Genomic DNA, 21,291 nt, shown 5'->3' with positions numbered 1-21,291 from the left:
ATATATAATAATCAAGTGGTAAATTTTTTACCACCAATAACTAAACAAAGAATTAAATCTGTTTTTATGGTGGGTAATTTTTTACCACTTATCGGTTTATACAAATATGAGGTGGTAAATTTTTCCCCACCACATACATCGAATTACAAATTATCAATTTTGAATATATAAATCATATATTATTTTACCCACTGATAACATTTGTATACCAAAATCAATAAAAAAACAACCTCAGTTAAGAGGTTGTTTAGGATAAGCCACGTATTAATTTGTTGTATTATTTCTTTTGTTCCCAAATACGCTGTTTTGATTTTGCTTCAACATATCTTAGTTATTGTGTTGAGATCTATGTCGTTTTGTAAAATATAGTCTAGATCCTCTTCACTTAACTGATTTAAATTTTTTTCTCTAAGAAGTTTATTACTGCGAGCAGTAGCAAGACCAGTTCCTAAAGCTCCCCAACAGCTCCGGCAGTGCCTCCCCATGTCCTTTATTAGATATTACTCATCCCACATATCTTTCATTAATTCTTCAATATATTTTTTTCTTTCCAGTGTAGCATTGTTATCTATAACAATACTTTTTCCTTCTAGTATTAAAACATCTCCTTCTTTTACCCCCTTGGGTAATCTATCCTTCCCTAAATTCATTATAGTTCCATCTTCTTTTTCACATACTGCATAATTACCTTCAAATCTATCAACTATTAGTTTCAATATTGTCACCTCACTCTTTTATGGATTACATATTGAACAAGGAGTATAACCTTTTTTTATAGCTTCTTCTTTACTAATTTTTATTTGACTACTTTTCAAGTATCTACAACCAGCTCTATGGTATTTCTTACCTGACTTTGTTATATAAACAACCTCTTCTTTTTTATCTTCTGATTTAGTATTATTACCTACAGTAGTTGTTGTTTTAGTACTATTAACAGTAACATCGGTTTTTTTATCTGATTTGATAGTTTCAAATTTTATAGTCTTTCCATCTGAAATGGCATGGATAGTACCGTCTTCATCGGTTCTATATGTTTTTATTTTTCTATCTGTTAATTTCTTTATAGTTTCATCATGGGGATAACCATATTTATTACCTGCGCCACAACTAATTATCACATATTTAGGATTTACCTCATCTAAAAATGTTGTAGAAGTAGAATATTTAGAACCATGATGACCAGCTTTCAATACATCAGCTTTAATATTTTGTTTGCTAAACAACATCCTTTGTTCAGAACCACTTTCTGCGTCACCCGTAAATAAAAAGGAAGTATCTTTATATGTTAATTTCAATACCGCACTGTATTCATTTAAGTTATCATTTATAATATCTTTCTCGGGAGCTACAAAAACTGCATTAATATCTTCAAAAGGAAGAGTAACCCCTTCATAAACAGGGTTGATTTTTAATCCTTTTTCTTTAATAGCTAATATCAAGTTTTCAAATATCTTAGTTGTGTGAGTTGCTTTTGGCATATACACCGACTTAACATCATAATTCTTAATTACATCCACAAGTCCACCAATATGATCTGAATGAGGATGGGTAGCTATAACTACATCTATTGTTTTTATCTTTTTTGATTCCAAAAAGTCGGTGACACCACTATCCTTTTCACCACCATCAATTAAAATAGTCTTTCCCGTGGGAGATATTATAAATATGCTATCCCCCTGTCCTACATCAATATAATATACTTCTAAACTTTCAGGTGCAGGTGTTTGTGTTGTACTAGTTGTAAACCCTGTTAAAATTAGTGATAATGATAATAAAAAAATCAATAGTATGAAGGTATGTCTAAAAATGTTCTTAGTCCTCACTCTTATCTCTCCTTTCTACTTTATCCGTTTTTACACCCATCCAAATAATAAAGCCTAAGCATATCAATATACTTAATATCTTGCTAGCAGCACAGTCATTTCTTAATGCCGAGATATATCTGATTTGTCTACATAAAGTAAATTATAAATAGCAACAATAGATGAAAAAGTAATTGCCGTTTCTAATGATTTTTGAGGAATGATTATATAGAATACTACTACTATTGAAATTAGTGTAAGTATTATTGAAGTAAACAATATATCCATGAATATTAGATATGTAAAAGAAATAAAATTCACCACAAAAAGTCGTACAAATAAATATGAAAAAATTGCTGTAGGCCCTGCCATCATAGTTCTTACTAAAAAAGTGATATTCTACTTTTCTATAGTAAGCACCCCAATTCCAAATTTGAATATTAATTTTATTTTACCACGTATTCAGATAATTTGGAAATTAAATCTAGAAACACTACATTTAGGATTTTCCTATAATTTAAAAATTCTAGGCTTCCATCCTCTTGGAACCTACATCCGCAAAGATAAACTGTACCAACCGCATGGTAAACGAAACCGTTCTTGAAGGCGTCACCATCAAAGCATTTAACCAGATCCTTCGAAGCAGACAGGACTTCCTGTACCATCTTCAGGAGAACGTTTCTAAGACGATCGTTATCACCGATACGCTCTCCCCAGACGATATTCAGGCAAGGCTTGAGGAGCTCCAGCAGGAGCTTATAAAGAAGGCCAACAACAAGCAGGATTACGATGACATCGCTGACGAGATCTTCCTCAACTCCAAAAACAGAAAGAACAATCAGAACAAGACAGCCACCGCAGGGAAGGAACCATGCACAAGATCAAGAAGCTACAGGACTTCATCGCCGGACAGGACACCGATATCACGGAGTTCGACGTGGCACTGGTCAGAAAGCTCATCAAGAACATCAAAGTCTACGAAAATAAGTTCACTGTCGAATTCAAGTCCGGCGTCAGCGTCGATATAGAAGAATAAGAGCAAGCTGCCCTTGATAGGCAAATTTGTTTATGGGGTAGCTTACTCTCTTATTTATTGCTGATTTCCTCTTGCATCATAGACACTTCGCTCAACGTATATCATCATGCTGTTATATCTTATCGCGTGAAACACCGGAAAAAGAACAACCGCAATAGCAATAATCACAGAATTTTTCATAATAACTCCTGCAACCAGCATAGCTACAATTATAACTGCGAGCATCACCATAAATGCGATATGCTCTTTCAGCCATTTCTTTTTATAAAATTCAATTTTCTCCTTGAGAGTAAAAGAGCTGCTGCTTAATGTTTCTATTAGATTTCGTTCAGCGTGTTCTTTATATTGCTCCATAGTAAGCTTCTCACCAGACAGGAGTTCATTTACATCAATACCAAGGTAACCACAGAGCTCCGAAATTTTATCCAAATCAGGCATCGACTTCCCACTCTCCCACTTCGATACTGCCTGGTCACTGATTCCGAGCTTCTCTGCAAGAGCCGCCTGAGTCATGCCCTGCTCCTTTCGACAGGATGCTATGAATTTTCCGATTTTTATTTGATCCATATCGCGTGCACCTCCTTTCATAACTCAATACTCACTTTAGAAACTCTAAAACGAACAATTTAACGTATGTTTAATCCTTCCTGTTGTTGGCATTTACCTCCTTACGATATAATCTCTTTGACATTATTAATTCACTAAATCGTAAGGAGGTTTTACAAATGTCTTACTACTCTAATGCTTCTCAACTTTATTTCGATTTCGTTTATGATCAATATCTTAATGTACATTCTGAATCTAAATATCTTCTCGATTTAATAAATGTTATCGATTGGTCTGTTGTCCCTAATTTTAACCATAAGCGCAGTAGACTCGGTTATTCTAATCAGTCTATCCTTAAAGCTTTGTTCGTTCAAAAGGTTAAAGGGTTTAATACTAGAGAATTGATTTATTTTTAAAGCTCATACGCTTTCTTTTTTTAATGTACCTGTTTTTACCTTAGTTTCTCCTGCTAGCCATCACGATAAGAATTATGCTTTTCCTTTGTTGCATAAGACCATCGATCTTTTGAATCTTCATGGTTTTAATTTGTTGGCTGATATGACTAATTCTACTTCTTTGAGATTTATCAATGCTGTTGAAGTTGAGTGTAATCTTTCTAACCTTTATCTTATTGCTTCAGCTTTCTTAGCTCATAATATGGGTAGAGACGATTTGCTTGGTTCACCTAAAACATTAATGTATGAAACAGCTTGCTTGTAATTGATACTCTCATTTAATTTAATTCTTTCAAATAGACAGTTATTCATTAACTGTATCGTTTTTATTCCTGTTTTTCTGTCAAAATTATCTTCTTCTTTTAATTTTTACCTTTTCTTCATCTTTTTTGTAATTTTCAAAGAACTTTTTTGATTCTAACCATTTATTTTGATACTTTTTCTTTTTATTTACTTCTTTTACACTTTTTTATCCTAAATTTTTTGTCATTTCTAAAGTGGGTAGTTAAAAATTATAAAAAATAAATGGGCCTTAAAAGGTCCATTTATTTTTTTGTAAGTAATCTAATTATTTCATTTTCTAAATTTTCTAAATTGATGTTTTCTTGTGTGTCTAGAAGATTAAAAACTGCCTTTATTATTATGATTTTAGGATATTTATCAATCAATATTTTAATTGGATCTTCTTGTGAGTTCTGTAATTTTAACCCTTCACTCATTTTACATTCTCCTCTATTTTTGTATTATTATAAAAAGTATTGACAAAATAATTAATTGATGTTATAATTATGTACGTATTAGGGCTCGTAGCTCAGTTGGTTAGAGCTTCCGGCTCATAACCGGGTGGTCGGTGGTTCGAATCCACCCGAGCCCACCAATAAAAGCCGAAGTTTCTTCGGCTTTTATTTTTTACTATCTATATTTTACTATTTTTGCATATTTTTTTCAATTGGGCTATAATATATTAAAAGCAAGTGAAGTAACAATAAATGGGGGTGCGAAATGAAAACTCCGTTAGTAAGTAATAAATTTAAGAAAGAAGAAGCCCAGCTAAATAAGATATTAAATGAGTATCTTGATCTAGTTTATAAAAACCCTATTTTGGACAGTGATAAAATTGCTGAAATAAAAAAAGAGTTTGAAACTCCTTTTAATTTTGTAGCAATTGGAAAAGTAAAATCTGGTAAAAGTAGCTTTTTGAATGCCTTACTAGGAGTCAAAATAGGTGAAGAAGAGATATTTAAATCAGGTGCTGCAGTAGAGACTTCCAAAATTACAATAGCAAGAAAAGGTAATAAAGAGCCTGAAATAGAAAACGATGTAGTAATAATCTACAAAGATATTGAATCTTTAGAAGGAATAGAAATAATAGATACACCTGGAACAGATTCTATTATGGAAAAACACGAAAAAATTACATATGACTTCTTAGAAAACTGCAATTTAGTTATGTTTGTCTTTGAAGCAAAAAACATATATACAAAAAGTGATTGGGAATTGATCAAAAAAATTGTTCATCAATTCAAAAAAGACATTATCTTTATTCTCCAACAAAAAGACAGAGCAAAAGAAGAAGAAATCCAAACATCAAAGAAAGAATTAATTGCTAAATGTAATGAGATTGGAATTAAAGATCCCAAGATTTTTGTAACATCTGCGGCTTTAGAAATGGAATCTCAAGAAGGAAGTGGGTTTGAAGAAGTTAGAGAATATATTTTTAAAGAAATCGGAAGCCATGAAAAGAAAAGCATGAAGTTAAAAACGATAATCAACAAACTTCGTGATTCTATAACCAACAATGAAAGTATCTTAGAAAAAGAAATAAATACAATTGAAGATTATAGAAAATATTATGAAACACTCAATATGTTTCTAGAAGACAATTACATGTTTTTAAAAGAAAACATAGAAATTACTATCAGAGATTCTATTATAAGTTATTATTCTATGAAAATGAAAACATTGAAAGATAAAGTTATAAGTTTGTATAAAACTCAAAGCAAAGTGAAAGATTTAGTTGAAGCAGAATTAATACAATTCAGAAAAGACACTAACGATATGTTTAAAGACATAGTAAACAGGAACCTCAATGATATTTTAAAGGAACAAAACAAAAGAATTGAAAAAATGTTTTCTAAAGAAGAAATCGCTCAAAAAGTAAAAGATGAACCTTATTTAAAGATACAACTGCAAACAGACATAGAAAGATATTTTGAAGACTTTGAACGCTTGATTCAAAGAGAATTGCATAAAGTATTGGATGATGCGTTTAAATCTATTAAATTTAAAAACAAAACCTTGTTTAATAGAATCTACTTAACAAGATCAATCACAAAATCAATTGAAGAAGAAATTTCGCTCCAAGAAGAAAAAATTAAAAACTTGTTGAATGTTTTGATCGACAATTTTTTAAAAGACATGAACACAAAAACAAAGACAAAAATGTTAGAAAGCCATGAAGACATTCAAAATAAGATAGATAACTTAGAAAAATATCAAGAAATAAAAAGAACACTAGACAGTTATATGAAGCAATTAGAAAACATCGAGCAGGCAATAAAATTATAAAAATTGAGGAAGGTGATTAAAATTTCTGAAAATGCGAAGACTCCGTCTTTTGAATGGACAAATTTTTATATGAAGTTTGCTGATAAATTGTTAGAATATAAAAATGACAGAACAAATCTTATAAAATTGATTGATAAAGTTTTTGATAAATCTAATTTAAAAAATCCTTTTATGGAAAATGGAGAACTTTTTGATGACATTTGTCCTTTTACCGTTTTTTCAGCTTTTAACAGACAAATTAAAATGAATAACCGTATAACTATTTTAAAAAATATCAAAGAAATTTTTGAAATTGATGAGATTGTTCCTTCTGAATTCGAGGGCGTTACTTTTGTACCCCCTATATTCACAAGATTTTTCCCAAAGAAAAGTCAAAGAAAAGAAGATGACATTTCTAACCTTTGGGATTTATTTGAAGCCGCTATTAACTACGCTGATAATCCTTCTGAAATAAATAAAATAACCTTCATTAGAAATTTTGACAAGGTAAGCGCACAATATGGCATAAAATGGAACATAACTATTGTACTATATTGGATCAGACCATATTCATATTTAAACCTTGACGAGCCAAACAGAGAATATTTATTAAAAGAAGATTCGCTTTATCGTGATAATATCTTAAATATTTCAAACTTGAAGAATCCCCCTAATGGAAATATTTACTTAGATATAATAGATGTATGCAAAGAAATGTTTAAAAATCCTGATAATCCTCATCACAGTTTTCCAGAGTTGTCATATGAAGCATTGAAATTGTGGAAAAATAAAAAAAAGAAAACAAACATAAATAAGGACGAAGAATTAGCCTTGAAAAAAACTGTACAAGAACATGACGAAAAATATAAAGAAAGTAAATATGAAAAATATACAAAAGAAGACTTTCTTGAAGAAGTTTTTATGAATGAAAAGCAATACAATACTCTTGTAAATTTATTAACAATGAAAAAAAATCTCATTTTACAAGGTCCACCAGGTGTTGGGAAAACTTTCGTTGCAAAAAGACTTGCTTATTCTATTATTGGAGAAAGGGATACTGAAAGAGTAACAATGATTCAATTTCATCAAAGCTACAGTTACGAAGATTTTATCTTAGGCTATCGCCCAAAAGAAGACGGTTTTGAACTTAAAACAGGACCTTTTTATGAATTCTGTAAAAAAGCTAGTAACGATCCTAACAGAAAATACTTTTTCATAATCGATGAAATAAATAGAGGTAATATAAGCAAGATTTTTGGAGAATTACTTATGCTCATAGAAAAAGATAAAAGAGGAGAAGAGATTAAATTACTTTATACGGATGAATTATTTACCGTTCCTGAAAATTTGTATATAATAGGAACGATGAATACAGCAGACAGAAGCATTGCAATAATTGATTACGCATTAAGAAGAAGATTTTCATTTTTTGATCTTAAACCTGCTTTCGAATCAGAAAAGTTTGAAACTAATGTTATAGAAAAAAACAGCAATCCTAAATTTAAAGCTCTCATTAATACAATCAAGGATCTAAATAAAGAAATCAGTAGGGATGATTCATTAGGAGAAGGATTTCAAATTGGTCATAGCTACTTTTGTCCTAATGGCGGATCTGTACCAAATGAATGGTTAGAAAATATCGTTGAATATGAAATAATACCCCTTTTAAAAGAATATTGGTACGATAATCAAGATAAATTAAATGATTGGATAAAAGAATTAAAAGGTGTAATTAAATAATGATTAAGATTCAAAATATTTACTACATGTTGTGTTATGCTTTTGAAGTCTTGAAAAAAGAATCATATGAAAAACTTAAAGATGAAAAGTTTGAAAATACGGCAGATTTATTTGCTGCGATTTTGGCTTTAGGGGTTGCTGAACAAGTTAAAAAAGGCATTATAAAGGATTATGAAATTAGAAATGAAGAGACAAGTTTTCTAAGAGGAAAAATTGATGTCTCTTCTTCTATTAAACAGCAAACAATGTTACGCTCAAAAATGGTTTGTGTCTATGATGAGTTTACAGAAAACACTTATCTGAATCAGATTTTAAAAACAACCATGAACTTGTTGATTCGAAATCCTGATGTTGAAACAAAACAAAAGCAATCTTTAAAAATACTGATTCCTTACTTTAACAGAATAGATGAAATAGATCCTTACAAAATACAGTGGTCACGTTTAACTTATCACAGAAACAATGCAACATACGAAATGCTACTGAACATCTGTTATTTAATTATCAATGGATTACTGATGACAGAAGAAAAAGGAACCAAAAAGTTGGCAAAATATTTAGACGATCAGCGCATGAGCAGACTTTTTGAGAAATTTGTACTCAATTATTACCGTAAACATTATCCAGAACTTTATCCCAGTTCCACCATTATCAAGTGGCACACAGATAATGGTGACACAGAATTTTTACCTCAGATGAAAACTGATATCACACTTACAAGTAAAAATAAAATTTTAATTATTGATACAAAATACTATTCTAAAACTATGCAAATAAATAGGTTATACAATACCAAGACAATTCATTCACATAATATGTATCAAATTTTCACTTACGTAAAAAATGTAGATAAAACAAATTCAGGAAACGTAAGTGCCCTATTATTGTATGCCAAAACTGATGAAAGTATTGATTTAAATAAAGATTACATCATTGGAGGTAATCGAATAAGCGTCAAGACTTTAGATTTAAATACAGATTTCTCCGATATAGAAAAACAATTAAATGAAATAGTCGAGGAATTAAAACTTTAGAAAATCTTGCGAACATATAACGTTGAGAAATCATAACTGTTTTAAATATTAAGTTTATAAGTTTGTTTGAAATGTTATTGGAGGAGCAAGAAATGGATTGGTTATAATGATAAAAAAGTGTATAATAATAAAGATGACAACTTTTGTTAAGTCTATTAACTAATACTTAAGAAAGGATATAGAAATATGAACAGAGAAATTGCTCCTAATATAATAGATAATAGTCAAGGGAGAGAGCTAGTTAGAGTTATAAAAGATCAGCTAAAAAAGTCTAAAGAAGCTAAATTTGCCATTGGATATTTTTTCTTAAGTGGATTTAATTTAGTGAAGGACGACTTTCCAAAGGATTATGAAAATAGGCCTTTTCTAAAAATTGTAATGGGAAATGAAACAACTTACCCTACAAAAGAAGAACTAGTAGAGGGATATAACTTACGTGAAATTTTCAAACAAAGGATGATAGAAGATTTGCAGAGCGAGCAGCTTAGTGATGAAGAAGTGTCTCAATTGAAGACATTAAGGGATTTTGTGTCTAATAACATAATAAAAGTAAAACTTTATGACAAATCAAGATTGCATGCAAAATTGTATTTATTTCTTACAAATCCAAAAGAACCTTATGGTTCATCAGGTTTGGCTGCAGTTGGTTCTTCTAATTTTACTTCTGTAGGAATTACTAGGAATAAAGAATTAAATGTATTGTTAACTTCACGAGATGAAGTTAATTATCTTAACAATTGGTTTGATTCCCTTTGGGAGGAATCGATTGAATTTAGAGAAGACTTACTTAAAGTTATTGATTTATCAGGAGTATTACCAAACAGCCCTTATCCAAAAATTGGAAAGATGGTAGACCCTCAAACATTATTCAAATATCTTGTATATAAATGGTTTGATGGAAGAGTTTTAAACTTATATAAGAAAGATGTTCTTATGGAATTTCAATTGGTAGGTGTGGTAAATGCTATTGAAAAAATAAATTTTTATAACGGAGTTATCCTTGCTGATTCAGTAGGACTGGGGAAAAGTTTCATCGCTGCAGCAATTATTGAAGAATTGCTAGAAGGGAGACACCCAAATTGGGTACCTAAAGGTAAAACCTCTTCAATAATGTTAATTTTGCCGCCTTCTATAATTAGTCAATGGGAAGAGTTACTTATTAAATCGTCCTATTTCTTGACAGACAAAATTACTGAAGTAAAAAAAGAAGAACATAATTTCAAAGTTTACTCAATACATAATCCTCAAGAACAAAAACATTTAGGAAATTTGGCTTTTTTATCTTTAGGAATATTCCAAAATTTGACAGAAGAAGAATTAAAAAAGATTGCAAAAGAATATGATTTTTATGTAATTGATGAAGCACACAAGTATAGAAATAGTAGCACAAACAGATGGAAAAACGCCAGAAAACTACAAAAAAAAGAAGATGGCTTTGCTAATAAATTTTTGCTTCTCACAGCAACGCCTCTAAATAACTCTATAAATGACATATATAATTTGATTCGAATATTTACAGATGACGCTTTTACACCTTTTTATGTAAAAGGAATACCAATAAATAACTTAATGAAAGAATACAAAAACCTAAAAAGAAGGCTGCAAAAAGAAAACGGCGATGATATTAAAAAGGAATTGAAAAAAATAGCTACAGAAATTAAACAAAATGTTCTTGATGAGATCATGATACTAAGAACAAGAAAATATATCACGGAACAACTTCAAGACCTTAAAATTGATGATAAAAATATTACATTTCATGATCCCAAACCATACACTCTAAATTATTATTCATTTTATACAAAAGAATATAAAACTTTCATCGAGACTGTAAGTAACAATTTAGATAAAATATTGTTCGAACACACAAAACTATATGGGACAAGATTTGTTGTTTTTGAAGAAGAGGCCGTAGAAGGAGAAGAATCTATAAAAAGGTTAATAGAGGTTGCTGATTTATTTAAACTTATACTGGGAAAAAGATTGGAAAGTGGAATATATTCTTTTGAAACCACACTTAGAAGGCTCTACGAAAAAGAAAAGATAATCTATGAATGTTTTAATTCTAAAGAGATTTTCTCTACTAAAAAAGAATTGGTAAACTTGATCAAAAAGGCCGTTGAAAAAGCAAGGATTGATAAAGAACTAGACGAAATCGAAGAAGAATATAGCATAGAAGAAGAAAGAGAAGAAACATGGTTTGATAGAGTGGAAAAATTGCTTTTAGAATATGCTAAAGAAGAGGAAATTCCTGGGAAACAATATTCAGAAATAGAATTATTACAGCTTGGATTAGGAAAGGTTTTACGAAATTTATGGAACGATCTAAAGTTAATGGATTGCATCTTCAACGAGCTGGATAAATTAAAGGAATTAAACACCAAAGGTCAATATAAGACTGTGGGATACGTTCCGAAAGAAAGCGAAGATATAACAAAAATACCTATTTATTCATATAAAAATGAACCTAAATTAGAATCTCTAAAACAAATGATTGCTAATCCTTTCTTTAAATCTCTAGAGTTAGAGAATATACCTTCGTTAAATCGAAAGAAAATCTTAATTTTTACACAATACAAAGATACTGCTTATTATATTTATACCAATTTAATAGACTGGATAGAGCAAGAATTAGACCTTCATTCGTGGCTAAAGGATAAAGACAAAATTAAAGTGGCTCTTGTAACTGGAGATACTGATATTGCTACAAAAATTAATTATATGAAGAGATTTTCCCCTCGAGCTAATGATGGATGGGAAGAAGTTAAAAAATACGGTGAGATTGAAATTCTTATTTCCACCGATGCTTTAAGTGAAGGTGTAAATCTTCAGGATGCTAATGCGGTTGTAAACTATGACTTACCTTGGAATCCAATGACTATTGTTCAGAGAGTAGGTAGAGTGAATAGAATAGGTAACGAGAAAGATATTGATGTTATTAATTATGTTCCTTCTGATGAAATAGAGGTAATTGTTGGTGTTCTTCAAAAACTTAAACAAAAAATTCAAGATATTACATTGGTTGTGGGAAAAGATGTAAAAATATTATCTCCTGATGAAGAAATAAGTATAGAAACATTTGGCGAGCGTATAAAAGATATTTCTAGTAAAACAGTATCCGAACTTGAAGAATATGGTATATCTCAGGACTTCAAAGAATTTATTCCAGAAGGTATGCCAAAAGAACAAATTGACGAATATAAACTATTAAATCTTATACAATATGACTTTGCCTATAAAGAACAAGACTTCATTGAAGTTTCGAAAATGAATGATGGCCCTTATTATTCCTATATAGAAGGAAATAATAAAGTTGTGAGTATATACGAGTTTTATCGAGGAAAATATAAAATAATGAAAAAAGTTATGTGTATATCAGAAAATGGGAAAATAGAATATAAAACGCCTCTTGAATTCATCAATTTGTTAACGCACAGAAAAGTTCAATCACAAAAAATTGACAAAGCAATAGAAAATTTAAAATCTATGAAAGAAGAAACAGAAAAGATCACAGAAATATTGAATAAAAGTTCTAACCAAGAACAAAAAGGTTTTCTTAACAATTTATTTAATGCTTTACTCGTTGAAAGGGAAAAGGCAAAAGACATTGAAAGTGAGTTTTATGTGGTTATGAATACTCTTAAAAATATTCCTTATTATTTATATACAAAAGAAATCAAAAAAATTCTTGCTGAAAATGAGTTTATTGAAGTGAATAAAGATACAATAATTATAAAAGATTATAAAAGTACCGTAGAAAATCTTTACAGTTTTTTCAAGAACCAAGGATTAACAGAAGTTGAATCATTAAAAATCACAGTAAATCATTTGGGGTGGTTTTATGAAATCTAAATTAAAAGAAACTATACAAAAAGAACTCGATAAATACCAAACGAAAGAAATACTCATAGATGGTAAAACTTATGCTCTATACGTGGTACCAGAGTATTGTGATGAGCACATTGCCTTATTTGAAGGATTTTTATTTGCTGAAGTGAAAAACAAAAGCAAGTTTGCTTACTTTAAAACTCAGTATAAAACGTCTGCTGGTGGATATACTCCCCGAATAGGAATCATAATTTATGAAGAGCTACTACTTATAAAGGATTTCAGAAAAAACAAATACATTCTTAAAACAATTAACAAAATTAATAACTTGTTTTTAAAGAAGCTTAAAAATTCAATAAAAGAACCTAGTGAAGATAGTTTTAATGATCTGTTCGATAGGACTGATGTGATAGAAGAGTTTTATATACTATACAAAAATTCTAGAGAATTTTTGCTCAAAAATGTTTTGGGAATATCAGAAGAAGAAAAGAGAAAAGAATTTGTCGATAACTTCATGATGCAAATGCTCACACTTTGGTATTTACAGGAAAGAGGTTTTTTCAACAAGGATGCAAAATATTTTATCACTAAATTTAACGAACTGACTCAAAAAAAACTTTTTAACGAATTTAAAAATTATTATGATTTTCTCAATTATCTCTTTGACAAAATGAGTAACGAAGAAAGCAAACAATATATTGAAGACCAGAATATTGGGAAAATAGTTGTTATCGGACCTGCTGCTTTTTTAAATGGAGAAGAATATAGCGAAGCAGTATCTATTCCAGACGAATGCTTTTATAAAAATGAACTGACAGATAAACTAATAAGTCAAGACCCTAAAAAAATTAGTTTTGATATTCCTCTATTAAATCTTTTTGAAAGTAGAGATTGGACAGAAGGAAATATTGATGAATTTGTTCTTGGTGCAATATATGAAAAGCTAATTACTGGTGAGGAAAGAAAAAAACAAGGTGCTTATTATACCCCTGAGGAAATAACTTCTTATATATGTAAAAACTCTATCGAACAATTTCTTGTCGATCAAATGAAAGAAAAATTTAATACAAATTATAAATCGATAGACGATATTGTAGATTCTGGAGATGAAGAAGTTTTAGTGGAATTGTTTGAACATCTAAAAGAAATAAAAATACTTGATCCTGCGGTTGGTTCAGGACACTTTCTTGAAAGTGCGATAAACGTATTGGTTAATATATACGAAAAGATATGGAATAAAGCGAAAGATCTTAATATTAAGAAAGGACTTAACATTGTATCTACAGACGAAAAAGGCAAAATAATAACTATAAACTTGTTAGAAATTCAAGGAGAGGATAAATTTAAACTTTTAGTTAAATTTTTCATAATTCTTTCAAAAAATATTTATGGTGTTGATATAAATCCAACTGCAATTAAAGTTGCAAAAGCAAGAATGTTTTTAACTCTTGCAAAACATTTTAGGATAGAAAAAGAGAATGGAATTTTTATTCGATTTCCTAATGTTCATTTTAATTTACGAGAAGGAAATTCACTCATTGGTTATGTAGATTTTAATAAAGAAGAGAAAAAAAAAGGTAACCCACAGCTTGTATTATTTGATATTAATTTGCAAGAAAGCCAGAGAAAATATATTTCTGAAGAAATTGAATTGATGTCAGATTTGCAAGATTATTTAGAAAAAACTACTAAATTCTTGTCTATTAATGGAAATCTAATACAAGAAATTAAGAATTTGAATAAAATATTATCAAAAGATAAAATTAATTTAGAAGATTTTAAAAATGTTCTTAAAGTAAAAGAAAAATTAACCACCATACTTATAGTTTCTTTAAACTCAGAGTATGCAATCCCTTTAAATAATCTATTAAGAGAAATAACTAATTTGTTTAATCAAAAACTTGATGAAATATTTGCTAAAGAATATAAGGTAACACCACAAAAATTAAAAGAGATAAAAACTTTTCATTGGATATTTGAATTTCCAGAGGTTTTTTTAAAAAAAGCAGGGTTTGATGTCGTAATAGGTAATCCTCCGTATATAAGACAGGAAGAGATAAATAATATTACTAAAGGCGTAGATTATAAGTATATATTGTCAAAAATATTTGTTCCTTTTGATAATACTTTTGATATTTCATTATTTTTTGTTTTAAGAAGCCTCCAATTAGTAAGAAAAGATGGTTATCATTCTTTTATTATTACTAATAAATGGCTTAGAACAAAATATGGGGAAAAGATAAGAAAATTTTTGAAAGAAAATTGTGAAATTAAAAAAATCATAGACTTTAATGGAGTTAAAGTTTTTATGGGTGCCAATGTTGATACGTTAGTCTATATCATTAGAAAAGCCAAACCAAATAAAGAAAATCTTATTTTTTATAATCATGCTTTAAGTATAGATGAGATAGAAAAAGGAGGATATTACGTTAAACAAGATAACCTGAAAGATAATATCTGGAATTTTGTTAATAAAGATGCTGAAGAAATTGAAAAATGGGTAGAAAAAGTAGGAAAACCTTTAAAGAGTTTAGAGATATTAATTTATCGTGGAATTACAACCGGGTTTAATGATGCATTTATTATAAATGATGAAATAAAGAAAAACTTGATAGAGGAAGATTCAAAGAGCTCTGAGTTGATAAAGCCAGTACTTAGGGGGGCTAATATTGGAAGATATTATTTAGAGTGGGATAAAAAATGGATTATTGCGATACCTAAAGGTTTGACAAAAAAGCTATCAAATGGGCAAATGCTGCCTATAGATGAAGCGGAAGAAATTTTTAAAAATAATTATCCATCTATATATTCGCATTTAAGTAAATTTAAAAATTTAAAAACTAGTGGAAAAGGTTTGTTAAAAAGAGATGATCAAGGAGATTATTGGTGGGAATTAAGGGCTTGTGATTATTATCCTGAATTTGAAAAACCCAAAGTTGTTTGGCAAGAGATTTCTGTAGAATCTTTGTATTATTGGGATAGTTTGGGGGTATTTTATTTGTTAAATAGTGCTTATTTGATGAGCAATATGTCAAAATCTTTAGTCTTGATTCTAAACTCAAGATTAATTGAATTTACTTTTTCTTCTATATCACAATTCTTATCTAGTGGATTCAGACATACAAAACAATATATAGAAAAAGTGCCAGTACGTTTTTCAAAAAATCCTAAAATCTATGAAGCCATCGTTGATTATCTTCTTTTTCTAAATGCAATAGAAGAAAGAAGGACAGAATTTAAGAATATAATAAATTTTTTTGATAGGCAAATTGCTGACTCTCTTGTTTATGAACTATATTTCAAAGAAAAATTTGCAGAAGAAGGATTATATCCTCAACCAAAAGAACGACTACTTAATGAAGTTTATAAATATTTAAAGCCTATAAATTATGACAGATGGTCTGAACTTTATTGGAAAAATCAATTCGAAGAACAGCTAACTACAGACGAAAAAATAGAACTACAAAATTTAGAAAAAGAGAATCTCAAAGCAATAATCGAAACTTATGAAAAAATAAGCAAAGACGAAAAAATTGATGGATTGATCAAAAAAATAAAATCTCATGATTGGGTAAAAATTATTGAGGAAGGAAGTACTTAAAGACGAAATAAGTTATCTCCAATCTTAGGGATGAGTGGTAATCCATAAGCGATTTAAGCTGTAGTTTGTAAAATTAATATTTAGTTAAAAATCTTATTATTTACAGAAAGTTGATTATATAGGTAAAGCTGTGGTTTCTAATCCAAAAACATATTGGTTAGTGAACCTACTAAATGACATTGAACTAGAAACATTGCATTTCCTGATTTACAAAGATTTTTTGTCTGATCAATCGCAAATATTAGAGGTCTTATAGATTCAATGTACAAGTTTCTAATAACTGGTTTGATGATTCTGTAGAAAATATATGAAGCTTGAGGATATAAAAGTAAAGGATTTCATAACCATCAAAGGTATTTAAGATATCTTGTTATAGATGTCCAGCATAGCTTACATCCTTATTTTCCGTAATAAATAATGAGAAAATTAACACACAACAAACAAAAAATATAAAAACTAAAATAACTTTCAAACTAAGTGCAGAAAAGTGAAGACTCATTTCACTATTCAAAAATCTTCTGAGTGGCTTTCTCACTGATTTAATCTGTTTCATAATAGGTTATTCTTTCAAACTAGGAAGGTTAAAATATTCCTTTCTTATTTTAAAAGGTAGGGATTTTGAAAATAAGTTTATTTCTGAAAGTCTCAAAGAAAAAAATTTACAATATTTAAAGAGGGTCAAAAAGAAATTTTAAATTTAAGTAATTGGTATGATTATATAAAATAAATTCATAGTGCAGGATTTGTTAATGAAAAAATTATAAGCTCAAAAGTAGATTTTTGCGTGACTTATGCTATTTATTTGTTAAAAAATTCTACATTTTTTTAAAATAGCTGTTAGATACGTTGTGACTGTATTTTGATTGCTAGTTAGATTTATTATATTATATTTTATTTCTAACTGCTTAATTAAATCTTTAATCACAAATTATTAGTTCATTTTTTAAGGTGCAAAATTCCCGCACAGTGAGAAATTGGTATGAAGTGAATATTATCTTGATGGAAAAATTCTTTGATTTCATCAAAAATGATGTATGTTTCTTCGTCATCCCAATATTTAGAGTAGTCTTTTTTACATTTTTCTAATAATGTTCTTGTTTTAAAGGCTATATCGCCTATAATAATTTCTCCTTCTTTGGAAAGTAGTTCTTTCAGTTTATTAATAAACTGCACTTTGTAATTGTCTTCTAAGTGGTGCATTGCATATGTACTTATTATATAGTCAAATTTGTTGTTCTCAATTTCTTGAGGAAGTCCTTTAGAAAAATCATATTGATATAGTTTGGCTAAAGGCATTTTGTCTTTTGCTATTTCTATCATTTTTTTAGAAAAGTCAACACCATATATTTCATAGCCTTCATCATAAAGTTTTTTTATTAGCGTTCCTGTGCCAAAGCCTATATCTAATACGCTTGCCTTTTCTTTTTTGTGAATTATATTGTAGATTGTGTTTAGAAGATTATTGTATCCAGCAAAGGGGAATTCGTTATTATCGCTACTTATTTGAACACTTTTATCGTATTCTTCTGCCCATAAGTCAAATTTTTTGCTGTCCAAAGTAGTGACCTCCAATTGTATTATATGCACTCAGTTTAGAAATTCTAAACCCTTATTAATTATATATATGTTTTAGAATTAAATTTTTTACAAAATACTTTTTTTAATTTTTTTGGTACTTGTACCAAAGGAGGGAGAGGGCTCCGCCCTTGACCCGTTATAAATTCAAAATGCTATCTTTAGAAAAATTTTCATTTCTAAGTTGGTACTTGTACCAAAGGAGGGAGAGGGCTCCGCCCTAGACCCGTTATATATTCAAAATGCTATCTTTAAATAATCTTTATTTCTAAGTTCGTACTTGTACCAACGGATGGAGCGGCCTCCGGCCGAGACCCGTTATTAATTCCAAATGCTATCTTGATAAAAATCTTTATTTCTAAGTCGGTACTTGTACCAAAGGAGGGAGAGGGCTCCGCCCTAGACCCGTTATAAATTCAAAATGCTATCTTGATAAAAATCTTCATTTCTAAGTCGGTACTTGTAAGGAGGGAGCGGGCTCTGCCCTAGACCCGTTATAAATTCAAAATGCTATCTTTAGAAAAATCTTCATTTCTAAAATCCCTGTATTATAAAATTTTGTGGCTAATGAGAGAGGTAACGTTCTTTTTGTGTAATTCTCTTTTAATTCAGTCTTTTATGTGGTCGATACGCCAAAATTATATCATTTAGTGGTTATAAAATGAAATTGACAAAGAATTTGTAATAGAGTATAATGGGACTAATGTTAATTGTTCTGAAAATAAGAAATAATGGGAGTGAGAAAAATTAAGAAGTTTGCTTTTGTGGGTGGTTTGTTGATAGACGGTACTGGAAAAGATCCAGTTAGTAATTCTTTGGTACTTGTTGAAGATAAAAAAGTTAAGTATGCTGGTAAAATGAAGGAGTTTGAAGGAGATTATGAGAGAATAGATATTACTGGTAAGACTATTATGCCTGGTTTAATTGATAGTCATCTTCATTTTAGCGGGAACCTAACTGATAATGATTCAGATTGGGTGCTTGAACCAGTTACTCAAAAAACGATTGTTGCAGTTGCTCAAGCTCGTGAAGCCTTAGAGCACGGTTTAACTTCTGTGGGAGAAATTTCAAGATTTGGAATTCATCTTAGAAACATGATTGAAGCTGGTATTATTCCTGGTCCTCGAATAGTTGCAACTGGTCTTGGATTTTGTAGGACATCTGGACATGGAGATTCTCACAAGTTGCCTTTAGAATATAATGATGCTTCTCATCCTTGGGCTGAGAGGGTAGATGGACCTTGGGATCTTCGAAAGGCTGTAAGAAGGAGACTTCGTGAAGGTCCTGATGCAATTAAAATTTGGTCTACGGGTGGAGGAATATGGCGTCTTGATGCAAAAGCTGATCTTCACTATACAATGGAAGAGATTCAAGCAGTTGTTGATGAAGCAAATATGGTAGTTCTTCCAGTGTGGTCACATGCTGAAGGTTATGAAGGGGCGTTGAATTCTTGTAAGGCAGGGGTATCTGCCATCATTCATGGGCAAGAATTAAATGAAGAATGCCTTGAAATAATGAAAGAAAAAGATATTTCATTTTGCCCTACCTTGCAATTTTTTTATGAATGGTTTAGCGTGTATGAACCTCCTTACAGGCCAATTCTTGATAAGTATCCGGGACAAACTGTTGCGGAAAAAGAGTTAAATCGTATTATTGACAATCTACAAAATGCTAATAAAAAAGGTATTAGAATCACTGTAGGGTCTGATTCTTTTTGTAGTAGCTTAACCCCTTATGGAAGATATGCCATTACTGAAATATATACGCTTAATAAAGCAGGTTTAACAGAGATGGAGGCTATATTGGCTGCAACTAAAAATGGAGCAGAAATGCTTAAAATAGATAATATAACTGGAACTCTTGAAGAAGGAAAGTTTGCAGATTTACTGGTTCTTTCTGATAATCCTTTGGAAGATATACACAATATTGATGTTGAAAAGATGCAGGTTATTATGAAAGAAGGAGAATTTGTTAAAAATTTTTTGTAATATTCCTTGCGTTTGTTTTGTATGTTTATTATGTTGATTATTCTTTCTCTTAATATCTCTTTTTTATTGTTTCTTTTTCTGAAAGTCCTATATAGGATTTTCAGATTTTTATTATAATTCTTAAATTACTTACGTTTATTATTAAAAAATTCTTTTTTAAATTTGTTATAAATGGTATCATTAAGATAAAGAAAAGATTAATTTAATTATATGTTTAGAGGAGGATGTTTGAGTGAGGACAAATAGAGATAGACTGGTCATGATTTCTGTACAAGGTACTGTTTCTAATCCTGAACATACTGGTAGGCATTCTGTTTCTCATGATGGAGAGCCTTTTATGGTACCAGGAACTGGTGGTATTACATACAACGTTAGGGTTGGCGACTCTGCTTTTGGTTGGGAAGTTGATCATGTTGAGCCTGGTGTTTCTACGTTGTTAGATCAGAAAGACAGAAATTCACCACAAAATAGAGGTTATCATTTTTATGCCTGTGTTGGAAATGAAGCAAAGGTTGTTACAGGGGATGCTAAAGGGGCAAAAGGGGTTGTTACTGGGCATCATGGTGGTGCAGAACATATTCTTATTGATTTTTCTGAAGACGTTTTGGATAAATTAACTCTTGACGATAAGTTTTTAATTAAAGGGTTTGGTCAAGGTTTGAAATTATTAGATTATCCGGATGTACATGTGTATAATTTAGATCCAAATCTCTTAGAAAAGATGAATGTGGTTGAAAAGAATGGAGAATTACATGTTCCTGTTGTTGCGGTTGTTCCTCCTTTTTTAATGGGATCAGGGATAGGTTCTACAACTATGGGAACTGGGGATTATGATATTATGACGGCTGATTATGATGCTTTAAAAGAGTATGGCTTGACTGGGTTAAGGTTTGGGGATTTGGTATATATTCAAGACCATGACAATTCCTACGGTAGATGTTATAGAAAAGGTGCCGCTTCAATTGGTGTGATTATACACAGTGATTGTAAGCTAGCAGGGCATGGACCAGGAGTTACGATTTTAATGACATGTGCTAAAGGAATCTTAAAGCCTATTATTTCACAAGATGCTAATATAGCAAAAATACTTAAGATTGGTAGATTTGAAGAGAAGTAAAAATTATAAATTTCAAATGGAG

At 30.0% G+C, this 21,291-nt stretch carries 16 protein-coding genes and 1 tRNA gene; 11 read left to right on the top strand and 6 right to left on the bottom strand.

All coding sequences use genetic code 11. From position 1 onward, the window contains the following. Positions 1–500: 500 nt before the first annotated feature. The 3 genes from DTL3_RS08285 to DTL3_RS09555 form a co-directional block, all read right to left on the bottom strand. Positions 501–725 (bottom strand): DUF3006 domain-containing protein, encoded by a 225-nt coding sequence (locus DTL3_RS08285; RefSeq protein ID WP_407919241.1) that lies wholly within the window; start codon positions 723–725, stop codon positions 501–503. 9 nt (positions 726–734) lie between these two features. Continuing rightward, positions 735–1,823: a ComEC/Rec2 family competence protein gene (locus DTL3_RS08280; RefSeq protein WP_052670449.1), complete on the bottom strand. Its 1,089-nt coding sequence runs from the start codon at positions 1,821–1,823 to the stop codon at positions 735–737. Positions 1,824–1,925: 102 nt separating this feature from the next. After that, complete coding sequence (locus tag DTL3_RS09555; RefSeq protein WP_171820607.1) at positions 1,926–2,090, bottom strand: hypothetical protein; 165 nt, start codon at positions 2,088–2,090, stop codon at positions 1,926–1,928. 293 nt (positions 2,091–2,383) lie between these two features. On the opposite strand from DTL3_RS09555, the gene DTL3_RS09660 reads away from it, so the two are divergent. Continuing rightward, on the top strand, positions 2,384–2,830 hold the full coding sequence (locus DTL3_RS09660; protein WP_171820606.1) for a hypothetical protein: 447 nt from the start codon (positions 2,384–2,386) through the stop codon (positions 2,828–2,830). A gap of 62 nt (positions 2,831–2,892) precedes the next feature. Here DTL3_RS09660 and DTL3_RS08270 read toward each other — a convergent pair whose 3' ends face one another. Further along, positions 2,893–3,405 (bottom strand): helix-turn-helix domain-containing protein, encoded by a 513-nt coding sequence (locus tag DTL3_RS08270; RefSeq protein WP_045088299.1) that lies wholly within the window; start codon positions 3,403–3,405, stop codon positions 2,893–2,895. Between the two features lie 158 nt (positions 3,406–3,563). Between DTL3_RS08270 and DTL3_RS08265 the strand changes: the two genes are divergently transcribed. Both DTL3_RS08265 and DTL3_RS09655 read left to right on the top strand, forming a co-directional pair. Further along, entirely contained in the window at positions 3,564–3,800 is a 237-nt protein-coding gene (locus tag DTL3_RS08265; protein WP_045088298.1) for a hypothetical protein, read from the top strand. A gap of 88 nt (positions 3,801–3,888) precedes the next feature. After that, on the top strand, positions 3,889–4,104 hold the full coding sequence (locus DTL3_RS09655) for a hypothetical protein (RefSeq protein WP_171820605.1): 216 nt from the start codon (positions 3,889–3,891) through the stop codon (positions 4,102–4,104). A 280-nt stretch (positions 4,105–4,384) separates the two neighbouring features. On the opposite strand, the gene DTL3_RS09650 is transcribed toward DTL3_RS09655, so the two are convergent. Next, a complete protein-coding gene (locus DTL3_RS09650) occupies positions 4,385–4,558 on the bottom strand; it encodes a hypothetical protein (protein WP_171820604.1) in 174 nt (57 codons plus the stop codon). Between the two features lie 81 nt (positions 4,559–4,639). On the opposite strand from DTL3_RS09650, the gene DTL3_RS08260 reads away from it, so the two are divergent. From DTL3_RS08260 to DTL3_RS08235, 6 genes are all read left to right on the top strand, one after another. Then, positions 4,640–4,716, top strand: a tRNA-Ile gene (locus DTL3_RS08260). A 125-nt stretch (positions 4,717–4,841) separates the two neighbouring features. Continuing rightward, positions 4,842–6,407 carry a dynamin family protein gene (locus DTL3_RS08255; RefSeq protein WP_045088297.1) on the top strand — a complete coding sequence of 522 codons (1,566 nt, stop codon included), beginning with the start codon at positions 4,842–4,844 and terminating at the stop codon, positions 6,405–6,407. A 69-nt stretch (positions 6,408–6,476) separates the two neighbouring features. Beyond that, a complete protein-coding gene (locus tag DTL3_RS08250; RefSeq protein WP_045088729.1) occupies positions 6,477–8,126 on the top strand; it encodes an AAA family ATPase in 1,650 nt (549 codons plus the stop codon). Then, positions 8,126–9,160 (top strand): 5-methylcytosine-specific restriction endonuclease system specificity protein McrC, encoded by a 1,035-nt coding sequence (mcrC, locus tag DTL3_RS08245; protein ID WP_045088296.1) that lies wholly within the window; start codon positions 8,126–8,128, stop codon positions 9,158–9,160. Before DTL3_RS08250 ends, mcrC begins: the two co-directional genes overlap by 1 nt. Before the next feature lie 186 nt (positions 9,161–9,346). Beyond that, complete coding sequence (locus DTL3_RS08240) at positions 9,347–13,012, top strand: helicase-related protein (RefSeq protein WP_045088295.1); 3,666 nt, start codon at positions 9,347–9,349, stop codon at positions 13,010–13,012. Beyond that, the gene (locus tag DTL3_RS08235) at positions 13,002–16,589 is read left to right on the top strand and encodes an Eco57I restriction-modification methylase domain-containing protein (protein WP_045088294.1); all 3,588 of its coding nucleotides are present in this window, start codon (positions 13,002–13,004) and stop codon (positions 16,587–16,589) included. The genes DTL3_RS08240 and DTL3_RS08235 overlap by 11 nt, the downstream gene beginning before the upstream one ends. 936 nt (positions 16,590–17,525) lie before the next feature. On the opposite strand, the gene DTL3_RS08230 is transcribed toward DTL3_RS08235, so the two are convergent. Further along, positions 17,526–18,146 (bottom strand): class I SAM-dependent methyltransferase, encoded by a 621-nt coding sequence (locus DTL3_RS08230; RefSeq protein ID WP_197539526.1) that lies wholly within the window; start codon positions 18,144–18,146, stop codon positions 17,526–17,528. A 764-nt stretch (positions 18,147–18,910) separates the two neighbouring features. Between DTL3_RS08230 and DTL3_RS08225 the strand changes: the two genes are divergently transcribed. Next, entirely contained in the window at positions 18,911–20,152 is a 1,242-nt protein-coding gene (locus DTL3_RS08225) for a metal-dependent hydrolase family protein (protein ID WP_045088728.1), read from the top strand. A gap of 232 nt (positions 20,153–20,384) precedes the next feature. Continuing rightward, the gene (locus DTL3_RS08220) at positions 20,385–21,269 is read left to right on the top strand and encodes a DUF4438 domain-containing protein (protein ID WP_171820603.1); all 885 of its coding nucleotides are present in this window, start codon (positions 20,385–20,387) and stop codon (positions 21,267–21,269) included. The last annotated feature ends 22 nt before the right edge of the window (positions 21,270–21,291 follow it).

The sequence above is a fragment of the Defluviitoga tunisiensis genome (assembly GCF_000953715.1).
In the GTDB taxonomy this organism is placed as follows: Bacteria; Thermotogota; Thermotogae; order Petrotogales; family Petrotogaceae; genus Defluviitoga; species Defluviitoga tunisiensis.
This window is presented reverse-complemented; position numbering and strand designations above follow the sequence as displayed.

Excerpts from the sequence above, each read along its gene's own strand:
- DTL3_RS09555 (WP_171820607.1), bottom strand. The coding sequence starts at position 2,090 with ATGGATATATTGTTTACTTCAATAATACTTACACTAATTTCAATAGTA.
- DTL3_RS09660 (WP_171820606.1), top strand. The coding sequence starts at position 2,384 with ATGGTAAACGAAACCGTTCTTGAAGGCGTCACCATCAAAGCATTTAAC.
- DTL3_RS08270 (WP_045088299.1), bottom strand. The coding sequence starts at position 3,405 with ATGGATCAAATAAAAATCGGAAAATTCATAGCATCCTGTCGAAAGGAG.
- DTL3_RS08265 (WP_045088298.1), top strand. The coding sequence starts at position 3,564 with ATGTCTTACTACTCTAATGCTTCTCAACTTTATTTCGATTTCGTTTAT.
- DTL3_RS09650 (WP_171820604.1), bottom strand. The coding sequence starts at position 4,558 with ATGAGTGAAGGGTTAAAATTACAGAACTCACAAGAAGATCCAATTAAA.
- DTL3_RS08255 (WP_045088297.1), top strand. The coding sequence starts at position 4,842 with ATGAAAACTCCGTTAGTAAGTAATAAATTTAAGAAAGAAGAAGCCCAG.
- DTL3_RS08250 (WP_045088729.1), top strand. The coding sequence starts at position 6,477 with ATGAAGTTTGCTGATAAATTGTTAGAATATAAAAATGACAGAACAAAT.
- mcrC (WP_045088296.1), top strand. The coding sequence starts at position 8,126 with ATGATTAAGATTCAAAATATTTACTACATGTTGTGTTATGCTTTTGAA.
- DTL3_RS08240 (WP_045088295.1), top strand. The coding sequence starts at position 9,347 with ATGAACAGAGAAATTGCTCCTAATATAATAGATAATAGTCAAGGGAGA.
- DTL3_RS08235 (WP_045088294.1), top strand. The coding sequence starts at position 13,002 with ATGAAATCTAAATTAAAAGAAACTATACAAAAAGAACTCGATAAATAC.